Source organism: Exiguobacterium sp. s191, from assembly GCF_018618955.1.
In the GTDB taxonomy this organism is placed as follows: Bacteria; Bacillota; Bacilli; order Exiguobacteriales; family Exiguobacteriaceae; genus Exiguobacterium_A; species Exiguobacterium_A abrahamii.
Window position 1 is genome coordinate 855,233 of the sequence record NZ_JACSNC010000001.1, and the last position, 20,657, is coordinate 875,889.

Below are 20,657 nucleotides of genomic sequence, written 5' to 3' on the forward strand. Positions count from 1 at the left end.
TGTGTGTGAAAGTTTTGAACATTATGTGATATGCTAAAAATGCTACACTGTTACATACTTTAAGGGGGTTTTTAATCATGTCAACGACACAACAATGGCGCGACCATTTCGATGGTCTTCGCGCATACGAAGAAGCCGTCGCATTACTTTACTGGGACATGCGGACATACATGCCGGATCAAGGCGCAGCAAACCGTTCCGCGTCGATCGGATTCCTCTCGACGGAGAGCTTCCGTCGCCGGACAGGCGAAACATACCAACAATTACTGGCAGCGATGGAGCAAGAGACGCTGACGGGCATCGAAGCGATCTCGTTCGCAAAAGCAAAAGAAGCATTCGATCGCGACTCGAAGATTCCAGAAGCCGAGTACCAAACATTCATCACGTTGATCTCTGAGGCAGAGAGCGTCTGGGAAAAGGCGAAGGACGCGAACGATTGGTCGATGTTCGAACCATACCTCGAGAAAATCGTCGCGATGGAGCGCCAGTTCGTCGAGTATTGGGGCTATGACGCGCACCCATATGACGCACTGCTCCATGACTATGAGCCGGGGATGACGGTCGCGACACTTGATCCGTTGTTCGCTGAACTCCGTCATGCGATCATCGGTTTGCTCGGTCAGCTTGAAGGAAAAGACTTCCCGACGCTTGATTGGTCAGCGGACCGCGAGACACAGATCGCCTTGAACCAAGAATGGCTCCGCGATATCGGCTATGACTTCACGTCTGGTCGCTTAGATGAGACGGTCCATCCGTTCCAGACGACAATCAACCGGAAGGACGCACGCATCACGACGAAATACGATGAGAACGACTACCGGAACTCTGTCTTCGGCACGATGCATGAAGCCGGACACGCGACGTATGAGCAAGGGATCGAACCGGAACTCGATTCACTCGGTCTTGGTGACGGGGCTTCGATGGGGATTCACGAATCACAATCACTGTTCTTTGAGAACTTCATCGGACGCAACCAAGGTTTCCTCGACGCACGTTATCATGGCTTACAACAAGCGATTCCGTCACTGGCTGACGTTCCGTTCGAACGCTTCTATGCCGCGGTCAATGAAGTCAAACCGTCACTGATTCGGATCGAAGCCGATGAATTGACGTATGCGCTTCATATCATCATCCGCTATGAGCTGGAAAAACGCTTGATGACGAAAGAGCTCGAAGTCAAGGATCTTCCGCAAGAATGGAACCGTCTCTATAAAGAGTATCTCGGTGTGGATGTGCCGAGTGATGCAAAAGGCGTCTTACAGGACGTCCATTGGTCAGGTGGCTCGTTCGGTTACTTCCCAAGTTACGCGCTCGGTCTCGTCTATGCGGCACAGCTGAACGAAGCGCTTCGTCGTGACGTCGATAACGTCGATGGTCTGATCGCAGCGGGAACACTCGCTCCAATCAAAGGCTGGTTGAAAGAAAACATCCACCGTCACGGGAAATCGAAGACACCGGCTGAACTGATCGAAGCAGCAACGGGTCAATCGATCTCTGTCGCACCACTCGTCAACTACTTGACGAAGAAATACACGCGTGTCGTCGAGGCACTCTGATGTTGTGGTTTGCACACCGCGGCGTCAGTGACCGTTTTCCGGAGAACACGCTCGAAGCCATCGCTGCTGCGATTGAAGACGACGTCGATGGGGTCGAATTCGATGTCCATTTCTCAAAGGACGGTGTCGGTGTCATCATTCACGATGAGACCGTCAACCGGACGACGAACGGGAAGGGGCGCGTCATCGACATGACGGTAGCCGAATTGCAGGCGCTGGATGCTGGAGCACGATTCAAAGGGGAACCGATCAAGACGAAGATTCCGACGCTTGACGAAGTCCTCGCAATCCTCGCACCAGCGACGCTCCTGCTCAACATCGAGCTGAAGACGGATACGATCCGGTATGACGGTATCGAGGCGTATGTCCTCGAACGTTGCGCGGCGCATGGCATCGCGACCGACCGGCTGTTATTCAGTTCGTTCAATCATTATTCGGTTGCCTTGATCCGGAAGCTCGACCCAAGCGTTGAGACGGCGATTCTCTATCCGTATCCGATCTATCATCCGGAAGAACAAGCCCTCCGAATTGGTGCGACCGGTATCCATCCCGATTATCGACGGGTGACGGAAGCGGACGTCGCGTTCGCTCACGCGCAAGATGTCACGGTCCGGGTTTATACTCCGAAGACGGTCGAGGATGTCCGGCAGATGCAGCGGATCGGCGTCGACGCCGTCATCGTTAATGATCCAAAAGGGATGCGCGATACACTCGAAGGATGAGGAGGAGGAAGGGATGCGCAAGGAATACGTATTCGTCATCAGTTTGTCGCTCGTCGCTTTATTCGTCGGACTTCAGCTTGGCTTTGCCCGCTTGCCGGAACCAAAACCGAAGCAAGTGACGACGACACCGATGCGCCCTGCGGATTATCAGGCAGGACTTGCGTCAGCGAAACGGGAACTGAAGCAGATTCAGCGCTTCACCTTGAAAAGCACCCTTCCTGCGGATGGAACGACGGTGACCTGGATTTATGAGACCCCATCCGATGAACGAATTGCGGTCGATTGGTATTACGTCGAGAGTTATCCGGAAGAACAAGTCCAGATGACACGAAACGAAACATCCCGGATCATCTCGTACGAGCGCTATTTAATCGTCATCCGACCGATTTACGGAACGGTCGTCGATAGTGAACTCGAACAGTTCGCTCTTCGCTTTACAGGTTACTTCACGACACAACAACAGGGGGAAAACGATGTCAGGTAAAATCATTCTCTTGATTGGTGGATCGGGCAGCGGAAAGTCCTCCCTGATCAAACGTCTACGGACGGAATACGCGCACGTCCGGTTCATCCCGTCGGTCACGACCCGACCGAAACGACCGACGGAGATTGATGGAGCAAGCTATCATTTCGTCGACGTCAAGACGTTCCAACAATTGATCCAAGACGACGGCTTCATCGAATACGCCCACGTCCACCGGGCGTGGTACGGGACACCGCGTCAAGCGTATGTCGATGTCCTCGAACAGGATCAAATCGTCATTAAGGACATTGATCCGAAAGGGGCGGCGAACTTCAAGCGTTTGTTTGGCGACCAGGTGATCACGATTTTCGTCTCGGTCCCACCCGACTTGATGAAGGAACGACTGTTGATGCGCGGGGATACACCGGAGTTTGAAGCGCGACTCGTCGATTACGAGGAAGCGTGGAAAGACCGCGATCATTATGATTATATGATTGAAAACATCGATTTTGAGACAGCGTATGCCGATCTGCTTGAGATCATTGCTGGCTACATTCCACAGGCATGACGAAGAGGACGCAAGATGCGTCCTCTTTTTGATGTCAGAAAGGAGTCTTCATGCTACCTTTGCATCCCTTACTCACGCACGTTGAGAGCGAAAGACAGTTATCTGGTCGATCGCGCCAAGCCGTCTGGTCCGTCAAGACGGCAACAGCGCACTACATCGTCAAGGTCGTGACGGATCCGTCTAGTCGTCAATTTGAACGAGAAGCCGCTTTAGCGATTCCGAAACAAGCGGGATTGTCTCATGCCTTACCGCTAGCGACCGGACGGACCGCAACGACCGCTTACGGCATCTATCCGTACCTACCCGGACAAACCGTTCGAAGCGTACTCGAGGAGTCACCGGAATTAGCACCCCGACTCGGTCAGGAGACAGGGCAAGCGCTGAGACGCATTCATGACGTCACTGCACCGAGCGAAATGACGTCTTGGAGCGAACGTTGCCAGGCGAAACATGACCGCTACCGCGCAGCGATTGATGGATTGCTTGAGCCAACGTGGATCGAGCGTCTTGATCGATTCATTAGCGAGCGGATTCCGTTACTTCAGACACGTCCGAACCGGTTGCAACATGATGACGTTCATCTCGATAATCTCCTTGTCGAGGATGGGCATCTTTCCGCCTTCCTTGATTATGGGAACCATGATTATGGCGATCCGTGGCATGACTTCGTCAAATGTGGTCTGTTTCAGGTCGAGACGAGTCCGGTATTTGCCCGTCACATGATTGAGGGGTATTTCGAGAACGAAGTACCGTCCGACTTTTGGCGAATGTATAGTCTTTACATGGCGATGGTCGTCTTCTCGGCACTCGTCTGGGCGAAGCGGTTCGATGCAGACGGAATGCAAGCGATGCAACGACGTGTCCAGCGAATCATTCAGGATCATGCTGGTTTTCAGCGGGACATCCCGCTTTGGTATGAAGGGCAAATTCATGATTAAAAAACAACGGGTTCGTTTCTTTTTAAGAAGAGACGAACCCGTTGTTTTTATAGGTGAATCTTAAGATGAAAATAGAGATTACCACTCGAAGCCTTCTTCACTATACTTGCCGTTCGAATTGAAGAATCGTTCTTCTGTTTTACCGTTTACCGTACTCGTATAAATGACGTAGACGTCGAGATGATCATTCTGATCCGCCATCTTTTTAGCAGCTTTCTTAGCATCGGCTTCATTCGTATATGTCTCTGACTTGCTTGCCTTGCCGTGTTTTTCTTGCCCTTGTTCTTCGTAACCTTCTACTGTCCATACTTTTTTTGATGACATTCTTAACTTCCTTTCCTGCCAAAAGCGAGTCCGCTTGGCTGTTACATTATGCTGTGCAAAACGAGCACTCGTCAACCGTTGCTGTTCATTCTTTGACGATCTCGTCCAAATGATCGGCATAAAAACGGATTGCTCGGTCAAATGTCTGGATCGATGTGTCTGACGACGTCGTAGCAAGACTCTTCAGCAACCGACCGACTGCCTGATCGGCTTGACCGAGATTGTACTCCGTCATCGCGAGGAAGGCTTGCAGGGCATGGGCGTCCGGAAATTCAATTAACGCACGATGAAACACGTCTGACGCAACTTCGAACTGACCGATGACGCGATATGTACTGCCGAGCCCGATATATGCCTGCAAGCGGTCTTCGCCAGTAAGACCGAGCGCTAGGGCTTGTTCGTAATAGGGAACAGCAGCATGTTCCTCACCGAGACTATCATGACACCACGCCATCTGATAGAGGACGGTCGGATCGTTAGGTGCCGTCTCGACATACTGACGGACGACTGCCTTCGCTGCTTCATATTGCCCCGTCTGTCGTAACTGTTGCACCGATTCGAAATCAAACATCGCGTTTCCTCCTCCTGAATTTACTAAAAAACGGATCCGGTCGTCCTGACCGGATCCGTTCGATTGAACAGCTTAGATTGTTTTTTCAAGCTTCGTTAAGAGCGTCCGGAACAGTTCGAGTTCCTGATCCGAGAAGTCCTCGAAGACGTCTGCGAGGTAATCCATCTTCATCGATTCGAGTTTTTCATAGAGCTCGATGCCTTTTGGAGTGGCGCGGAGTTCGACGACACGACGATCGAGTTCACTTCGCTCACGCGAGATCAACTCTTTTTTCGTCAATTCGTCTGCTAATGCCGTGATCATGCTCGCTGAGAATTGAAACTCCTGCGAGAGGGCAGAGGCGATTTGCGGACTGTTCGCACAAAGGGACTTCAAGATGAAGAACTCATTGCGTGTCAAGTACGTCGTGAACATGCTACGCACGTCCTTTTTGATCGCGCGGTAGTTCATCCGTAATCCTTTTTCCGTATCAACGATCAACTGATCGCGTTGTGCTACTTCTAGTGTAGTTGCCATGTATCGTTCACTCTTTCTATACCGTAGTTTCTTTCACTCGTGATTTAGTATAGTGAAAAATTTTAGTTTAATCAATATTTTTCTCTTGAATCATCTGTTTCGACGACGCGAGCGACTTGGGCGACGATTTCTTCGACGTTGCGCAGTTCTGGATAGAAGCGGCGGAAGAAGTAGTCGATCCGGTGTGTATCTTCGCCAGCGATCGTCAGCGCCATGCAGATATAGGCGATGCCGATTCCTTGACGAGGTAGGAACGGATTCGGCATGACCTTCGCACAGCGTAAGGCGAGCGGACTGTGTGTCGTGACGGCTTCAATCAACTCTCCGTACGTCCGGATATCGACATAATGGAACATCCGAATCAGTTCGTTGATCAATTGTTGATCGGAATCGAGCATCATTTGCGATGTAACGAGTCGTTTATCGAGCTCGTTGATGACCGGGGAGTGATCGATGAAGTAGTTCAAGTTATCTGCCGTGATCCGGACTTGATGTGGGTCAGACAAGATTTGTTGAACGGTCTCGTCTTCAAATTGTTTTAACTGTTTCTTGATGTTGACGAACTCCTGATCGGCGATCTCGAGTAATCCTGCGACCCGACTGAAGCTGCGCCGGACTTCTGCTGGGACACTGTTCGGATTTTTATATCCAAGATCATGTTCGATCTCCGCCCACGCGTGTTGCAGGATCGAGCGAATCTGGATCTCAGCCGTGTAGTCTTTAAAACGTCCATACTCGCTCAGGGCAAGCCGCTGATCGCTGAGTGAAGCGACGAAGTGGACCGAGAGATAACCGAATTCCGTCGTATCGAGCAACGTCGACTTATCGACCGATTGATCGCGATCGATTGCGAACTCATTCTCGATGATGCGTGCCGCTTCCCGGACGTCGTCATGGAAATAAGTGACGATCCGAATCCCGGTCAAGTCATGGACGTCCTTGAGTGAACGGTATTTGTTCGGTTGCCGTAAGACTTTTTGATACAGACTTTCGGAGTCCTTCGTCCGGGCGACGATCGAGTGGTATTTGATGCCTGCCGCGTCCAGCAACTCGGACAAGAGCATCTTCAACTTGTCGGCGTAGGCATCGTATTCTTCCTTATCGTTGACATATTCGAGCATCATCGTATTTAAATCTTGTGATTGCACCGTTTCGCACCTTCCTCATCCTGTAGTCATCTAGCCATATTGTAGCACTCTGCTTCGTTAAACGCACAGCAAGACCCTGTTTGAAGCAGTACGATTCGTGGGAAAAAGACAAGTAGTACGTGTCCGGGAGGAGATTAATCATGGAAATAGTGGATGCCCGTGCTTTACCCGCCGATCATATGGATGTCTTGCATGTCACACCATCGTCGATCTATTTTCGACGTCGTCTTGATGACGCCCGTTACCACATCAGCCGATATGATCTTGAAGATCAGGAACAGGTCGATCTAACGCCAGAAGCCTTGACGGATCACGGACCAACCCGACCGTTCGTGCGGCACGGAAGAGTCTATTGTTTGAATGAACATACGCAAGAGCAGGGCGGGGAGACGGAAGTGCTCGTCATCGATCTCTTGTCCGGTAAACGGGAGCAGATTGCGTCGTTTTATGTCGAAGGGGATTTGACGCTCTACTGGGTGCTCAATGAGAACTATCTCGTATTCTTACAAACGACCGATACGACGTCCGCGTTTTTGTATGACGTCAAGGATGAATCGCGGCAGACGATTCGCGATCCACGGCTCTACGGGATGACGGAGAATTACCGGGAACTCTATTTCTTTCTCGTCACGCTCGAAGACAAGGAGTACATCGTCTGTAATGCTCGGCTCGATGAGTTCTCGTTCTATGATGCCCTTGAAAGTGGTGTCATCTCACCAGAAGATCCGATCGACCATTCGGAAAGTCTGTTGATTGCCCAACTACCGACCTTGATCGAGGAGATCGAACAGGGTGTTGAGCATTTATCGTTCGCAACCTTGTTGAAGTTAGAAGGGGAAGGGGATACCGTTCAGTATCTCGGAGAACAGGAAGGGCATCTGATCTTCAGTGCCTATACTGACCGTCTAAACGAAGAAATCTTTTACCGGATCGACACGGAAGCGAGTGTCGAAGAGGTTGCCCGGATTCAGTGGAGTGACTATGAACCGCTCGACTTCACGTACGATGACGTCGAGTCGACGATCTTCATCGTCAATGACCGGTCCGAGCACCATCATGAAGTGATCAACTTACGTAACGGTGCCCGATTCCTCGATAAGGAGCCGTTCGAACGTGTCTTACGTGGACGCTTCTATTTACACGAAGCGATCGGAGACGACGCGGAACCAATGGTCACGGTCTATGACGCAGAACACAATGAACGCTATCGGTTCGAGGATGCCTATTATGTCACCGTGTCCGGGGAACTCGTCATCTTATCGGTCCATCAACTATAAAAAAGAGCGGTTGTTCTTTTCGTGAGAGCAACCGTTTATCATCTAGAATAAAATTATTTCAACTACCGAAATTATTATAAAAAACAAAAAACCAGCCGAGAGTAAACCTCGGGCTGGCTAGAAATGCTACACTTATTCTGCGTCAGTCGTACGTGTGTAGACGTCGACTTGGATGTTTCCAGCAGTTGCACGTGAGTAAGGGCAGACCGTATGCGCAACTTTCGCAAGTTCAGCCGCCGCTTCTTCCGAGATCCCACGGACGAGAACATCGAGTTCGACGGAAAGCATGAATCCGTCAGCTGCTTCGTTTAATGTCACGTGTGCTGTGACTTCACTGCCATCGTGTTTGATTCCTTGTTTGCGAGCGACCATGTTCAAGGCAGAGTCGAAGCAAGCAGAATATCCTGCAGCAAAGAGTTGTTCTGGGTTCGTTGCTTGTTTTTTCGATCCTGGTACCGGCATTGCGAGGGCAACGTCAAGGATTCCGTCCTCCGATACGACGCGTCCGTCGCGACCTCCGACAGCTGTTGCAGATGATGTGAACATTGGTTTCATGTGTGTAACTCCCTTTCGTTGTTAGATTCAAATAAGTAGCTTACAATTAGATTGTATACAATTTAAATCGAAATGCAACTCGTTTGCTCACGATTGGAGGAATTTTTTATGAACCCGTTAGCTTTAGATGAACAACTCTGTTTTCCGTTTTATGCGATTTCGCGTGAGATCACGCGTCGTTATCGTCCGTTACTTGAACCCCTCGGTCTGACGTATCCACAATATCTCGTCATGCTCGTCGTCTGGGAGGAGGAGGGACAATCGCTGAAAGCCATCGGTGAACGGCTCCATCTTGATTCGGGAACGTTGACGCCATTACTGAAGAAACTCGAAGCAGCAGATTTGTTGCGACGCGTCCGTAAGCCGGAAGACGAACGGCACATCCAGATCTTTTTGACGGATGCCGGTCGTGCATTACGGAAACAAGCAGAGACCATTCCGCTTGATCTCGTCCGGACACTCGACGTTGACGAAGAAGACTTGCGCGTCGTCAAAGCGGCACTGAATCGTCTCGTCATGAAAATGAGCGACCCGGATTAACCGGATCGCTCATTGTCTTATTTACGGCGGAAACCTTCTTCTTCAAGATAGTTCGCTGCTTCCTTATACGAGTTGAATGCACCGTCTAAAAGATCACCAGCATAGACGAGCCACGTGTCGATGTCTTCATTGAGCAACGTTAATTCGAACTGATTATCGTTGACCCATGTTTCTTCGAGTGTTTCGACCGATTGGACCGTCGAGAGTGCTTTGATTGCATCTTCTAATAAGAGAATTAAAGCAGGCTCTGAGAATTCACGGATGTTGACGAACCCTTTTTCGTCCGTTTCATAACCTGGTAGACCAGCGGCATAGACGAAGCCGTTCCCGTTCGGATGCAAATGATAGACGAGATTCTTCTTCTCATACTGACTGTCCGGGAATTGGAAATTGACGCGCTTCAGCGAGACATCTTTTCGGACGAGTTGTGGGAAGGTCTCGATAATTCGTAGTTTTTCTTCAAAAGTTAACATGGTTCCTCCTTGGTGTTACAGTTCTTCACTTCTATATATGCGATGAAATCAAACAAAATGTCAACCGCTGTCTGAAACCAAGCGACGTTTTTAACCGTAAATGGAAACGAAAGGAAGTGTTTTTTGATGTCTACTGTACAATGGCATACATTGCCACAACGATCGATTCGAGCAGAACGGCTCGGATTGTTGCCGTTACACGGCTTGATCGTCGTCATCTTGATCGGAACGACGATCACACAAGTCATGTGGCTCGACCTGACACCTTGGTGGATGGGCATCGTCGGTCTGCTTTGGCTGATCTATTTCATTCCCCGTATCGTCTACATACCCGTTCTTCGCTTGAAGTATATGCGTTATCGCATCGATGAGGAGTTTCTCGTCGTCCGCAACGGGATCTTCTTCCGCCGCGAAGTCACCGTGCCGCTCGTCAAGGTGCAATTGATCGATAGCCAAACGGGACCGATTCTGCGTCGCTATGATTTGATCACACTGGATATTCGAACGGCATCCGGCTTCGTCACGTTGACTCGTCTCGATCGTGCGCAAGGAGACGCGCTACGCACACAAGTCGAACGATTCGCAAAACTCGAGGAGCGGGAGGAGGAATCGTTATGACCCGGCGCGTCCACCCGCTGTTCATCGTGATGTCGAGTATCTCGATCATCCGCTCGCTCCTGATTCCGTTCGCCGCCTTGATTTTAAATGCGATCCGCAAAGGTGAGATCAACACCTATACGTGGATCGGGATCAGTGTTGGGATTGTGTTCGTCCTCTTATACGGGATCGCCTCCTGGTATTTCTATACGTTCACGATTGATGCCGAAACGATTCGGGTCCGCAAAGGGATTTTCCAAAAAAGTGAACGGACGACACAACGTAAACGGATCGAGTCGATCGGCATCCAGCAAAATGTCATCGAACGACTGCTGCGTCTTGCGACGTTGACCGTCGAGACGTCGTCCGAGAGCGGAACACCGGAAGTCGAACTAAAGGGAATCCGTCTTGATTTTGCGAAAGAACTGAAATCGTCGATCAAAAACGAGGGGCAACTCGTCGTCGAAGAACAACAGGCGGAAGTCGCCTATACGATCCCTGTCCGTGATTTGGCATTAGCCGGTGCCTTGTCTGGACGCGTCGGACTGGCGCTCGTCGGGATCGGGACCGCTTATCAATTCATCGATCAGTTCATTGAACGTTATGTCGATCGACTGTTCTCGGAACTCGCGCATTTATCATTGTTCGTTTTGACGGGGCTTGGCGTACTCGTCTTACTCGTCATCTACATCGGCTCGATCATCGTCTATATCTTGAAATACGGTTCGTACCGTGCCGTCTTGCAACACAACCGATTGTTGATCGGGTACGGAATGTTGAACCGGACCGAGGTCGCGTTTCATGCTGACAAGATTCAAGCCCTCGTCATTCAGGAAAGCTGGATTCAGCGGTTGATCGGTCGAGCGAGTCTGTCCTTACACATCATCTCGGCGACCGGAGAGAAGGAGCGACTGTTGCTCCATCCATTCATCCGGACGAATGAGATTGATCCGTTTCTGGCGACGTATCTACCGCGCTTTCGACAGTTCAGTCCGCAGCATGAAGTCGCACCGATCGGTTTTCGCTACCGGGTTCGTTGGCCGTTACTCGGTTATGCGCTGTTGTTTACGGCACTGAGCAGTGTCGTCATCATCGTCCTTGATTCTTCCTGGCGCTTCTTGATCTTGCTTCTGTTCATCTGGTTACCGTTCTATTACTTCGCTGTGCGCAGCGGTTACCGAAAGACCCGCTTCGGAACCGGCCACGATCTCTTGATGTTACGCAAACAATGGGTCCAAAAAGAGACCGTCTATACGCCACGACTGAAAATCGAGGAATTGACCTGGTCCGTTTCTCGCTGGCTCGAAGCAAAGGAGATTGCCCGGATTGAGATTCAACTACGGGGCAATACTGCTTTTAACGCGCTTTATTTTGAACGAACGGATATCGATACCTTACAGCGCTGGTATAAACAATCGTTCCTTTCGACCCCGTTAGCAGGGGAAGTGAAAACCGACGACGAATAAGGAAAGACTCACTGTCGGAAAGGAAGCGAAGCACATGCGCAAATGGGGAATCGGCATCGTGTTGCTCGTCACGTGTCTGCTACTGTTCATCGTCTATGATGGATACCGGATGCAAGAAACATTGATCGGTCAGTCGGACGCTTCTCCGATTCTGAAGACGACGAGAACGGACGGACAGGTGACGAAAGACGAGACATGGTTCAAACAAACAAGCGAGACACAGCAATGGTCGAAGGACGGGTTCGTCCGTTTCGGGCGTTATCTACCGGTTGACGGTAGCAAACAGACGGTCCTCCTCGTTCCGGATGAGATGATGTTTTCACAGACCGGTGTTTATGCGCTTGCCCGTTATTACCATGAGGCTAATTTCAATGTCTTACTCATCGAACGGCGTGGGCAGGATCGAAGCGGTGGCGTCCGGAACTACGGTTGGCTCGATCGACTGGATGTCTTGGAATGGACGAAACGCCTGCTTGCTGAAAACGGAGACGATACACGGATCGTCTATCACGGACTCGGTGTCGGCGCAGCGACCGTCTTACTCGCTTCTGGCGAGACCGTACCAACCCAAGTCCGGGCGATCGTCGCTGAAGGAGCTTACGCCCGACTCGACGACTGGTTCAGTCTACTCGCGGACGAACAGATCCGTTACCCGGCACTGCCGTCTCTGACGGTCGCGAGCATGTGGAACAAAGGCGAGCAAGACTTCTTTTATGGCGACGTCTCGGTGACGCGTCAAGCAACGAAGAGTCGGGTTCCGACGATGTTCATCCACGGACTGAAGGACGATCTCGTCCCGGTCCGGATGATGTACGAACTGTATCAAGCAAAAACGGGATTAAAACAATTGTATCCGGTTCGCGATGCCGGTCATGACGAGACGTATACGATGGACCCGGACAACTACGAAAAACGATTACGCTTATTCCTGCAACCGTACTTGCGGGAGATGTAAAGAAGGGAAGACTGATGCATGCAGACGACACAATCATCCTACTACTGGGTCGGATCCGACGAACCATTCGTCGACACGAAGCAGATTGACCAGATTGGTCGGATGACGCTCGGTCGATTCGGAGGCTGCTCAAGAAGCGGTCAGTATAAAAACGAAGACGGGGCTGCCATCTTGATCGGCGACGATTGGGAGATGACCGTCGTCTTAGACGCTCATAAGACAGCGGATAGTGCAGCACTTGTCTTAGAGCAGTTGGCACAACACGAGTCGCGTATTCGGACTGATCTTGATGCCCCACTTACGGACGCATTCCAACGAATCGAGACGACCGTGCTGGATCTATTTCAAGATCCGGACTTTTTAGCGGCGTGTGCGACGTTGCAAGGGGAGACAGCATGTCTGATTGCCGTCCGCAAAGGACGTTTCATCTGGTGGTTCTCGGTCGGTGACGTCGTCTTGTATCTGTTTCACCCGGAGCTGATGAAGATGGGACAAGCCGCCTTGAACCAACGTCAATTCTATGAATGGATTGGACGCGCGAACACCTTTGCGTTACCGATCCCGAGTTACGCGCGTGGGATCCGCGAATTGCGTCAAGGCGAGAATCAGTTGTTCGTGACGACGGATGGTTTGCTTGAGTGCCCGGGAACACCGTATGCTGAACCGAAGCAGATGGAAAAAACTTTACGATCAGGTGGTATTGCTGAACTTCTCTCGACGATCGAGGCTCAGGGCGTTCGTGACAGCACGACGGTCGTTACGTGGACCGTCACGATTGACGAACGCGTCACCCAACCTAGTGATGCATGAAATAACCCGCGCTCCTGCTTGAGCGCGGGTTATTGTTATTCTGTTTCAGGCGTTTGTTCCTGTTGCTGATCGAGTTCGACCGGTTCTTGGTCCACGGGTGGCTTCGCTTCAGCCAACGGGAAGGCGATGCCCGCACTTGTCAGCAAGGTGATCAAGGCGGCGCTCGTCAATGTTTGACGCATGGTCCGACACGTCCTTTCTGTCTGATTCCGACACTATATTTTAATAATTCTGAACATTCTTCATCGTTTCGTCAAGCAATCTTTTACTTCCACTACGTATTTTTCCCAAAAACCCAGTATACTTAAACATGAAAAAGGGGGAAATCGATTGAAATTAACGAAAGCCAACACACGTCTATTAGAAACCGTTTTACCACGCTTGAACCTGAATGTCGCAGAACCGGACCGGACGGAGATTGAAGACCGTCTGCGGGCAGATATCTATGAAGCCCAGCGGAAACAGCGTCCATTCGAAGAGATTCACGGTCTATCGGTCGAAGCACGCCTCGATCAGATGATCGCTGAATTACCACAACGACACCGGATGGAGACACAAAAACGCTGGACGCGAAACTATGTCTCGTCGATCCTGATGTTCATCTTCATCGAAGGGATCGATGGATTGTTCCAATTCGCTTTGATTGACTACTTATTCTTTTCGATCATCGCTCTATTCTTGATCGACGCGATGTCACAAGTCATCACGGCACCGAAGCTTAAACAAGTCAAACCGCGGGTGTGGATTCAATTCGTCATCAGCTTCATTTTGTTTTCAACCTACAAGGCACTGCTCGTGACGGTCTTCCCGGCACCAGACGTCTTGATTCAAGTCAGCGGAACGCCGTCTTATATCATCGGCATCGCGGGACTCGTTGGTCTCTACATCTACTGGTCAAAGAATCCGTTACGAAAGCGCGGCGCATAATTCGCGAGAGGAGAGGATTGCGTGGAGTTCACACATTGGAAACGACGGCTGCAAGATCATTTCGAACGAATGGGCTTTTCCCTACTGACGGAACGATTAGCATCGCAAGATATGGTCAAGCTCGAAGCGACACATGGTGCCTTCCTGTTCTTTCCGGTGACGATCCATCTGTATGAGCGGTCCGGCTGGAAGATGGTCGCCTTTGAAGCAGAGACGGAGGAGGAGCCACAACTCGTCGAGCAGCAGATTGCGTCGTTGTTCCAACTCTTGATGGTGACCTTTCAGGAAGAAGAGCGCGAGTTCCTGCTCGGATTTCATGCGAATACCGGTCGTTACCTGACGGACCGTAATGCACCCGTCGGACGGCTCGTCCGTCTGATCGAAGAGTGCTGGTATGACGGTGACGTCCTGCGAGTCGACACATTCGATCCGTATCCGGGACTGTTCGTCGCACCACCTTTTGCCCATCAAAGTTATGCCTTCATGCCGGAAGAACGGACGTGGCGCTTATCTGTCGGGCGTACTGGACGTCCGGCGAACGATTATCGTTTCGACGGAACGATTTTGTCCCCACACCGCTTACCGGAGTCGGAATTATTCACCGTGACACCAAAGTCGGTATCGTTAGAAGACGATAACGCGATCCGGACCTTACTGGAAACAGAACGACAGACGATCACTAAGTTCCATGATCGCGCCATGGCGACGATTCGGGCGTACGATCCATCATTTGGTTTTGCTTGGCGCGGGACGCAGACATTTTTCCATGGTGTCCCGGTCAATCCATTCGCACAGCGCTTGTGGCTCGAGAACGGTGTGACGCGATACCGGATTCTACAACAAGGATCGACGCGATTGCTTGCTTCCGGTGAGACTTGTGACGCTGTCATCGAAATGCTCGATGATGCTGTCAGCAGTGAAGAACCGGATGGTCAATCCGTCAGTCCGATTGGTCAACTGATCCTCGGGATTTGGCAACAGATCGAGTCGGACGAAGCGACGTATATCACGAACGTCGATTGCCGCGGCATCTCGCGTACACAAGCCGATAACCGGATCCGCCACGCGCTAGCAAGGCAAGAGACGATCGAGTGGGTGCACCGGGCACCGAACGAAGATGATATCTGTCGCTTTGCCGGTCTGACGTTGACCTTCCCGCATCGTCCGCCGGGTGTCATCACGATTGAACGAACGGAAGCAGAATAACACGAACAGGCACGTCCGCGAGTAAGCAGACGTGCCTGTTCGTTTTTTTAGTGCGCGTGCTGTGACAATCGATTAAAGACGACGGACAGACTGTAATAGATCATTGCTGTCAGAGCAGCGATTGTAAAAGAAAGCGGCAGGTCAAATGCGTCCTTCGTCGTCAAGAGAATCAGGAGACTCGCGATCATGATACCGTACACTCCGTAACCGAGGACTGTCGGCATATACGCTAATGTCGTCGATGACCGGTTGATGATCATGCCAATAAGGAAGTCGAGTAAGAAGCCGGACAGCAAGATGATCGGCAAGGCGAATAAGACGTATGACAAAAATGTTGAACCGAATGAATCATACATCGTATCCGATGTCCGATCTCGGAGCGGTGTATAGGATATGTATGCTAGGACGGTGCAAACGAGCGTGGTGGTCAAGATGACGGCAAGTAATCGTTTCAACATCAAGGTTCCTCCTTTATTTTCCTTTTTGAGTATACCAATCCACACCAAAAAACACACCCTCCTGGAGGATGTGTCAAATGATCTATATTCCGAGTGACGCGATCAACCGTCGAACGTCCTGATCCGCTTGTTTAGGTGTCAAAATCAACAGTTGATCGTCTACGAAGACACGTGTCTGACCACGCGGCGTCAGAATTTCATCTTCACGAATGATTGCAACGACGAGCACATCCTGGGGCATCTCGATATCCTGTAGTGTCTTTCCAGCAATATGACTGTCTTGCGAAACGCGGACCTCGATGATCTCTGCTTGTGGATGGGTGACAGTCATGAATTTCAGAAACGGTTCGACCGTCGTATCACGCTGTGTCTCTAGCCCCATTCGCCGGACGATCCACGGTAAGGCTGTTCCTTGCAAGAGAGCAGACGTCATGACGGTGAAGAAGACGATATTGAAAAGAAGCGGCGCTTCAGAAAGACCGCTTGAAAGCGGATAGGTCGCGAGAATGATCGGAACGGCGCCCCGTAATCCGGCTGCAGTGATGACACTCTGTTCTTTGACCGTGTACCGAAACGGAAGCAGCGACAAGATGACGGCAAGTGGACGAGCGAGCAGGATCAACGTCAGGACGATGACAGCCGAGACGAACAAGGTCCGAGGATCGAGCAATTGTTTTGGAAAGACGAGCAGTCCGAGCATGATGAACATGCCGATCTCTGCTAAATGCGACAAGCTGCCACTGAATCGTTTGAGCGTCTCGCGGTAGATCATGTCATGATTGTTGATCCAGATCCCGGTCAAATAGACAGCGAGAAACCCACTGGCGTGCAAAATCGTCGCGAGACCATACGAGAAGAGCGCCCCGCTGAACAGAAGCGTCGGATAAAGGGCGGACGATGGCAACTCAATCCGATTCAGCAGTTGCGTGACGAGATACCCGATTGCAAGACCAACTAGTGTCCCGAGTCCCATCTCGTAGATGAAGGACAGAATACCCGCACCGATCGAGAACGATTCCGGCGCTAACGCAAACGATGTGAACAAGATCGTCAGGAAGACGGCCATCGGATCATTCGTTCCGGACTCCGCTTCGAGCGTATGTTTGACTTTGGCATCGACTGGTCGTCCACTGAGCAGGGAAAAAACAGCAGCCGCATCAGTCGAGCCGACGAGCGCGCCGATCAATAACGCGACCGGCCAAGAAAAATCAAGTAATAGATACGCAACGATGGCAATGATCCCGGTCGTTGCAAGGACCCCGACGGTCGCAAGCGACAGGGCAGCGGGGAGAATTTTCCGGAAGTGTACCCATTTCGTATGCAAGCCACCGTCAAACAGAATCAGAACGAGCGCCATCGTCCCAAAAAGACGAGCTTGCTCGAAATCACCAAAGTTGATGATTCCTGTGACATCTGACCCTGCCACGATCCCGACGACGACGAACAGGATCAACGTCGGTACATTTAACCGGACGGCAAACTTCGTCGTGATGATCGCAATCAATAGTAACGTTCCTGCGACGAATAAGATCGTCCCTTCTTCCATCCGACCACCTCTTTCGTGATAACATGTTCTCCTTTTAGTATACGTTACTTTTTGAAAATTTCGAAAAATAACGTCAAAACGAGGTGTACAAACGAAAAGAAAAAGGAAAACTAGAAGCAGAACTATATGCGTTCAATACGGAACACAAGGAGGAAAAGGGATGAACATCTGTATCGTCACGGGTGCCAACTCCGGCATGGGGATGGTCACGATTCAAGAATTATTGGAGCGAGGAGATCGGGTCATCGCTACCGTCCGTTCGCAGAAAAAAGCGACGGCACTCGTGCAACTACTGCGGGAACATGGTGTATCGCATACGCACCTGGAAATCGAGATCGTTCAACTCGATCAACTGGACTCCGTCCGTCGCTTCGCGGATCGTCTGTTTGATTTAGTCGGTCGCATCGATCGCTTAATTTTAAACGCCGGTGTCATGGTACCGCCGTATCATGTCACGAAGGACGGCTTCGAATCACAATTCCAGGTCAACTACTTGAGTCATTTCTATTTGATCGAGCGCTTATTGCCGTTACTTGAGAAAGGGAACGATCCGCGTGTCATCTCGATTTCATCGCTCGCTGGTGAAGGCGGTTTGATTCGGACCGACGTCGAACTCGAAGCGATCGCCCACGTCAAAAAAGAACACTATAGCCCGATGCGTTCCTACCGCGAATCAAAGCTCCTGCAAATGATTCATATGCGTGAACTGGCTGAAAAGCACGGTGACCGGATCACGTTCGTCAGCGTCCACCCGGGGATCGTCAATACGGATCTGTTCTATCGCGGCAAGTACGGGAAAGTGATGAAGACGTTACTCAAACCGGTCGCGCAAGTCGGGTACTGGACCGGAAAACTCTATACACCGGAATACGGCGCGAAGACGGCACTCTATCTCGCAACGACCGACGATCCGCTTGACAACGGCGGCTACTATGCGGATTCCGCTCCACGACTCAGTAATCCGATCGTCGAAGACGACGAGTACCGGGCGCAAGCACGGAATTTGTCGCGTCGCTGGGTTGAACTCGCCTGAACGACAAAAAACGACCGGCTCGTGGGAAGCCGGTCGTTTATCCGTTGTGACGACTGGGGGTCAGATCACTCCTAAAGGATACGTTACATTGAAATAAAATTGTGGAATATGAAAAAAATCACAAAATAATGGGGAACGATGAAATCTTGAAGCAAAAAGGTTTTCTTCTCGCTGTACATTCGTTAGGATAGAGAAGAATTTTTTTGTAACAGGAGGAATAACATGATACGACAAGCTACATCAAAAGACGTTCGAAACATCGCAACCCTACTTGAGCAAAAAGCGCTCTCCCTCAAAGCCAGTGGTAGTAGCCAGTGGTCTGCTTATCTGGAGCAAGACATCGAGCAACTCGTCGCGCGAGATTTAGAAGCAGGTCGCCTATATGTCTTTGAGGATCAGAACGAGCTGCTTGGTTCCGTTGCCCTGCTTCCTTCGCTCGAATGGGATCAATCCTTGTGGGATGATGTAGAAGGTCTGTATATCCATCGAATCGTCGTCAGCGACCGCGCCAAAGGACGCGGGGTCGGTCGGAAACTGCTGGAACACGCGATTGCTGTGACAGAGGATGAAGGAGAAATCCTACGACTCGATTGTGTCGCTTCAAACGAGTTTCTCAATGCATATTACACGTCCTTCGGATTCGTCTATCAAGGAACACGGGACGGCTTCTCGATTTATGAGTATGAACGCATCGAAGCGACGGCTTGAAGCGGTTCAATCAAGACAACGGTCGTTTCGTTTGGTATGGTAATAGAAAAAGAACGGTTCAAGGAGTGATCGGATGCGATTGAATATCGGCTTCATCGGCTTTGGCAAAAGTACGACCCGTTACCATTTACCGTACGTGATGATCGAGGACAACTATCACGTCACCTGGATTTACAATCGGAAGGAAAAACCGGAGCTGTTCACCTCCTATCAGGATCGACTGCCGGATGCCCGTTTTACGACGGATCTGTCCGAAATGCTCTCTGACCCGGCACTTGATGTCGTCGTCATCAATACACCACCGGCGACACATTTCGAATACGCGTTGCTCGCGCTGCAACATCAAAAGCACGTGCTCGTCGAAAAGCCATTTACGGTGACGGAAGAGGAGACGAAGCGTCTATTTGCAGAAGCACATGCGCAAGGCGTCAAGATTCTCGCCTATCAAAACCGACGTTACGACAGCGACTTCCAAGTCGTCGCGCAAATCATCCGGTCCGGGAAACTTGGTCGTCTCGTCGAGGTCGTCTCGCAATTTGATCTATTCCGCCCGGAAGCGGCTTCAGCTGACGCGCGTCACGAGAATGGTGCGCTCTACGGACTCGGTGTCCATACGCTCGACCAAATCATCGCCTTGTTCGGAAAACCGGACAAGGTCGCCTTTGACGTGCGCAGTGTTCGTCTGCCGCACAATCCAGACGACGCATTTGCGATCGATCTCTATTATCCGGAGCTGAAGGTCAGCGTCCGGACGAGTCACGTCGCGCTCGCCCCGGCACCCCGGTGGATGTTACACGGCACGAACGGTACGTTCATCAAGCAACACGTCGACCGGCAAGAGCTCGACCTGAAAGCGAACTACTTCCCAGGAGAAGAGGGGTTCGGTGAGGATTCAGAAGACGATTATGGGCGTTTGATCTATCATGATGAACACGGTCATCTGCAAGACGTCCGAATCCCGAGTCCTGTTGGCGATTACGGTAAAATGTATCGCGCCTTTTACCGCAGTATCGTCGAAGATGCACCGCTTCCGGTGAAAGAAGAGGATACCTTGTTTGTTGCCCACCTGCTTGAACAAGCTTTTGCGCAACCATCCCCTTATATCTTGACGATCCAAAATTAAATTTTAATTTGATTGCAGGTTGATGACAACTCGACTGTGCCCATAGGCATGGTCGGGTTTTTTTGATATAAAGAACAGGTGCATTCCTTATTTTTCAGATTTTTCTAAAGAAATGTTGATTATTTTTTCAAAAAGTTGGGAATAAGGGAATGTCTCACCAAATCAAAGCATAGGGGG

The 20,657-nt window shown here is 50.7% G+C and carries 25 protein-coding genes; 16 read left to right on the forward strand and 9 right to left on the reverse strand.

The genetic code is table 11. The annotated features are described in order from the left end of the window. Positions 1–77 precede the first annotated feature (77 nt). The 5 genes from KNQ09_RS04525 to KNQ09_RS04545 are packed head-to-tail and all read left to right on the forward strand — an operon-like array spanning position 78 to position 4,247. A complete protein-coding gene (locus KNQ09_RS04525) occupies positions 78–1,556 on the forward strand; it encodes a carboxypeptidase M32 (protein ID WP_214857612.1) in 1,479 nt (492 codons plus the stop codon). Then, on the forward strand, positions 1,556–2,278 hold the full coding sequence (locus KNQ09_RS04530) for a glycerophosphodiester phosphodiesterase (RefSeq protein WP_251138090.1): 723 nt from the start codon (positions 1,556–1,558) through the stop codon (positions 2,276–2,278). Before KNQ09_RS04525 ends, KNQ09_RS04530 begins: the two co-directional genes overlap by 1 nt. Positions 2,279–2,291: 13 nt before the next feature. Beyond that, a complete protein-coding gene (locus tag KNQ09_RS04535) occupies positions 2,292–2,762 on the forward strand; it encodes a hypothetical protein (RefSeq protein ID WP_023468285.1) in 471 nt (156 codons plus the stop codon). Further along, on the forward strand, positions 2,752–3,309 hold the full coding sequence (locus tag KNQ09_RS04540; RefSeq protein ID WP_029341679.1) for a guanylate kinase: 558 nt from the start codon (positions 2,752–2,754) through the stop codon (positions 3,307–3,309). The genes KNQ09_RS04535 and KNQ09_RS04540 overlap by 11 nt, the downstream gene beginning before the upstream one ends. Before the next feature lie 50 nt (positions 3,310–3,359). After that, positions 3,360–4,247, forward strand: coding sequence for a phosphotransferase family protein (locus tag KNQ09_RS04545; protein WP_214857614.1), 888 nt, complete (start codon positions 3,360–3,362; stop codon positions 4,245–4,247). Positions 4,248–4,325: 78 nt separating this feature from the next. Here the strand turns inward: KNQ09_RS04545 and KNQ09_RS04550 are convergent, their stop codons facing one another. The 4 genes from KNQ09_RS04550 to KNQ09_RS04565 all read right to left on the reverse strand — a co-directional run bounded on the left by KNQ09_RS04550 (position 4,326) and on the right by KNQ09_RS04565 (position 6,806). Continuing rightward, positions 4,326–4,571 (reverse strand): hypothetical protein, encoded by a 246-nt coding sequence (locus tag KNQ09_RS04550; protein ID WP_023468288.1) that lies wholly within the window; start codon positions 4,569–4,571, stop codon positions 4,326–4,328. Positions 4,572–4,656: 85 nt separating this feature from the next. Continuing rightward, positions 4,657–5,142, reverse strand: a complete 486-nt coding sequence (locus KNQ09_RS04555) for a tetratricopeptide repeat protein (RefSeq protein WP_064300969.1) — start codon at positions 5,140–5,142, stop codon at positions 4,657–4,659. A gap of 72 nt (positions 5,143–5,214) precedes the next feature. Continuing rightward, a complete protein-coding gene (locus tag KNQ09_RS04560) occupies positions 5,215–5,658 on the reverse strand; it encodes a MarR family winged helix-turn-helix transcriptional regulator (protein ID WP_023468290.1) in 444 nt (147 codons plus the stop codon). Positions 5,659–5,729: 71 nt separating this feature from the next. Then, complete coding sequence (locus KNQ09_RS04565; RefSeq protein WP_231681756.1) at positions 5,730–6,806, reverse strand: GTP pyrophosphokinase; 1,077 nt, start codon at positions 6,804–6,806, stop codon at positions 5,730–5,732. Positions 6,807–6,946: 140 nt separating this feature from the next. Here KNQ09_RS04565 and KNQ09_RS04570 point away from each other — a divergent pair, with 140 nt between their 5' ends. Continuing rightward, the gene (locus KNQ09_RS04570) at positions 6,947–8,083 is read left to right on the forward strand and encodes a Six-bladed beta-propeller, TolB-like protein (protein WP_214857616.1); all 1,137 of its coding nucleotides are present in this window, start codon (positions 6,947–6,949) and stop codon (positions 8,081–8,083) included. Positions 8,084–8,215: 132 nt separating this feature from the next. Here KNQ09_RS04570 and KNQ09_RS04575 read toward each other — a convergent pair whose 3' ends face one another. Continuing rightward, positions 8,216–8,638, reverse strand: a complete 423-nt coding sequence (locus KNQ09_RS04575) for an organic hydroperoxide resistance protein (protein WP_023468292.1) — start codon at positions 8,636–8,638, stop codon at positions 8,216–8,218. A 108-nt stretch (positions 8,639–8,746) separates the two neighbouring features. On the opposite strand from KNQ09_RS04575, the gene KNQ09_RS04580 reads away from it, so the two are divergent. Beyond that, a complete protein-coding gene (locus KNQ09_RS04580; protein WP_069940681.1) occupies positions 8,747–9,178 on the forward strand; it encodes a MarR family winged helix-turn-helix transcriptional regulator in 432 nt (143 codons plus the stop codon). Between the two features lie 17 nt (positions 9,179–9,195). On the opposite strand, the gene KNQ09_RS04585 is transcribed toward KNQ09_RS04580, so the two are convergent. Next, positions 9,196–9,651 (reverse strand): hypothetical protein, encoded by a 456-nt coding sequence (locus KNQ09_RS04585; protein WP_023468294.1) that lies wholly within the window; start codon positions 9,649–9,651, stop codon positions 9,196–9,198. A 126-nt stretch (positions 9,652–9,777) separates the two neighbouring features. Between KNQ09_RS04585 and KNQ09_RS04590 the strand changes: the two genes are divergently transcribed. The 4 genes from KNQ09_RS04590 to KNQ09_RS04605 are packed head-to-tail and all read left to right on the forward strand — an operon-like array spanning position 9,778 to position 13,479. Further along, positions 9,778–10,269, forward strand: a complete 492-nt coding sequence (locus KNQ09_RS04590) for a PH domain-containing protein (RefSeq protein WP_214857619.1) — start codon at positions 9,778–9,780, stop codon at positions 10,267–10,269. Then, positions 10,266–11,714, forward strand: coding sequence for a PH domain-containing protein (locus KNQ09_RS04595; RefSeq protein ID WP_069940683.1), 1,449 nt, complete (start codon positions 10,266–10,268; stop codon positions 11,712–11,714). The genes KNQ09_RS04590 and KNQ09_RS04595 overlap by 4 nt, the downstream gene beginning before the upstream one ends. A 34-nt stretch (positions 11,715–11,748) precedes the next feature. Next, a complete protein-coding gene (locus KNQ09_RS04600) occupies positions 11,749–12,669 on the forward strand; it encodes an alpha/beta hydrolase (RefSeq protein ID WP_214857621.1) in 921 nt (306 codons plus the stop codon). 18 nt (positions 12,670–12,687) lie between these two features. Then, positions 12,688–13,479: a PP2C family serine/threonine-protein phosphatase gene (locus tag KNQ09_RS04605; RefSeq protein WP_214857623.1), complete on the forward strand. Its 792-nt coding sequence runs from the start codon at positions 12,688–12,690 to the stop codon at positions 13,477–13,479. Between the two features lie 35 nt (positions 13,480–13,514). Here KNQ09_RS04605 and KNQ09_RS04610 read toward each other — a convergent pair whose 3' ends face one another. Further along, entirely contained in the window at positions 13,515–13,661 is a 147-nt protein-coding gene (locus KNQ09_RS04610) for a hypothetical protein (RefSeq protein WP_023468299.1), read from the reverse strand. A gap of 148 nt (positions 13,662–13,809) precedes the next feature. Here KNQ09_RS04610 and KNQ09_RS04615 point away from each other — a divergent pair, with 148 nt between their 5' ends. Together KNQ09_RS04615 and KNQ09_RS04620 are read left to right on the forward strand one after the other, a co-directional pair. After that, positions 13,810–14,406, forward strand: coding sequence for a DUF1129 family protein (locus KNQ09_RS04615; RefSeq protein WP_029341691.1), 597 nt, complete (start codon positions 13,810–13,812; stop codon positions 14,404–14,406). A 21-nt stretch (positions 14,407–14,427) separates the two neighbouring features. Continuing rightward, entirely contained in the window at positions 14,428–15,612 is a 1,185-nt protein-coding gene (locus tag KNQ09_RS04620) for a hypothetical protein (RefSeq protein WP_214857624.1), read from the forward strand. A 47-nt stretch (positions 15,613–15,659) separates the two neighbouring features. Here the strand turns inward: KNQ09_RS04620 and KNQ09_RS04625 are convergent, their stop codons facing one another. Together KNQ09_RS04625 and KNQ09_RS04630 are read right to left on the reverse strand one after the other, a co-directional pair. Beyond that, complete coding sequence (locus KNQ09_RS04625; RefSeq protein WP_214857625.1) at positions 15,660–16,070, reverse strand: hypothetical protein; 411 nt, start codon at positions 16,068–16,070, stop codon at positions 15,660–15,662. 82 nt (positions 16,071–16,152) lie between these two features. Then, the gene (locus KNQ09_RS04630) at positions 16,153–17,616 is read right to left on the reverse strand and encodes a potassium/proton antiporter (protein ID WP_214857626.1); all 1,464 of its coding nucleotides are present in this window, start codon (positions 17,614–17,616) and stop codon (positions 16,153–16,155) included. A 160-nt stretch (positions 17,617–17,776) separates the two neighbouring features. Here KNQ09_RS04630 and KNQ09_RS04635 point away from each other — a divergent pair, with 160 nt between their 5' ends. The 3 genes from KNQ09_RS04635 (at position 17,777) to KNQ09_RS04645 (ending at position 20,480) form a co-directional block, all read left to right on the forward strand. After that, a complete protein-coding gene (locus tag KNQ09_RS04635) occupies positions 17,777–18,649 on the forward strand; it encodes an SDR family NAD(P)-dependent oxidoreductase (protein ID WP_023468304.1) in 873 nt (290 codons plus the stop codon). Positions 18,650–18,871: 222 nt separating this feature from the next. Further along, positions 18,872–19,357: a GNAT family N-acetyltransferase gene (locus KNQ09_RS04640; RefSeq protein ID WP_064299892.1), complete on the forward strand. Its 486-nt coding sequence runs from the start codon at positions 18,872–18,874 to the stop codon at positions 19,355–19,357. Between the two features lie 73 nt (positions 19,358–19,430). After that, positions 19,431–20,480, forward strand: a complete 1,050-nt coding sequence (locus KNQ09_RS04645) for an oxidoreductase (protein ID WP_214857627.1) — start codon at positions 19,431–19,433, stop codon at positions 20,478–20,480. The last annotated feature ends 177 nt before the right edge of the window (positions 20,481–20,657 follow it).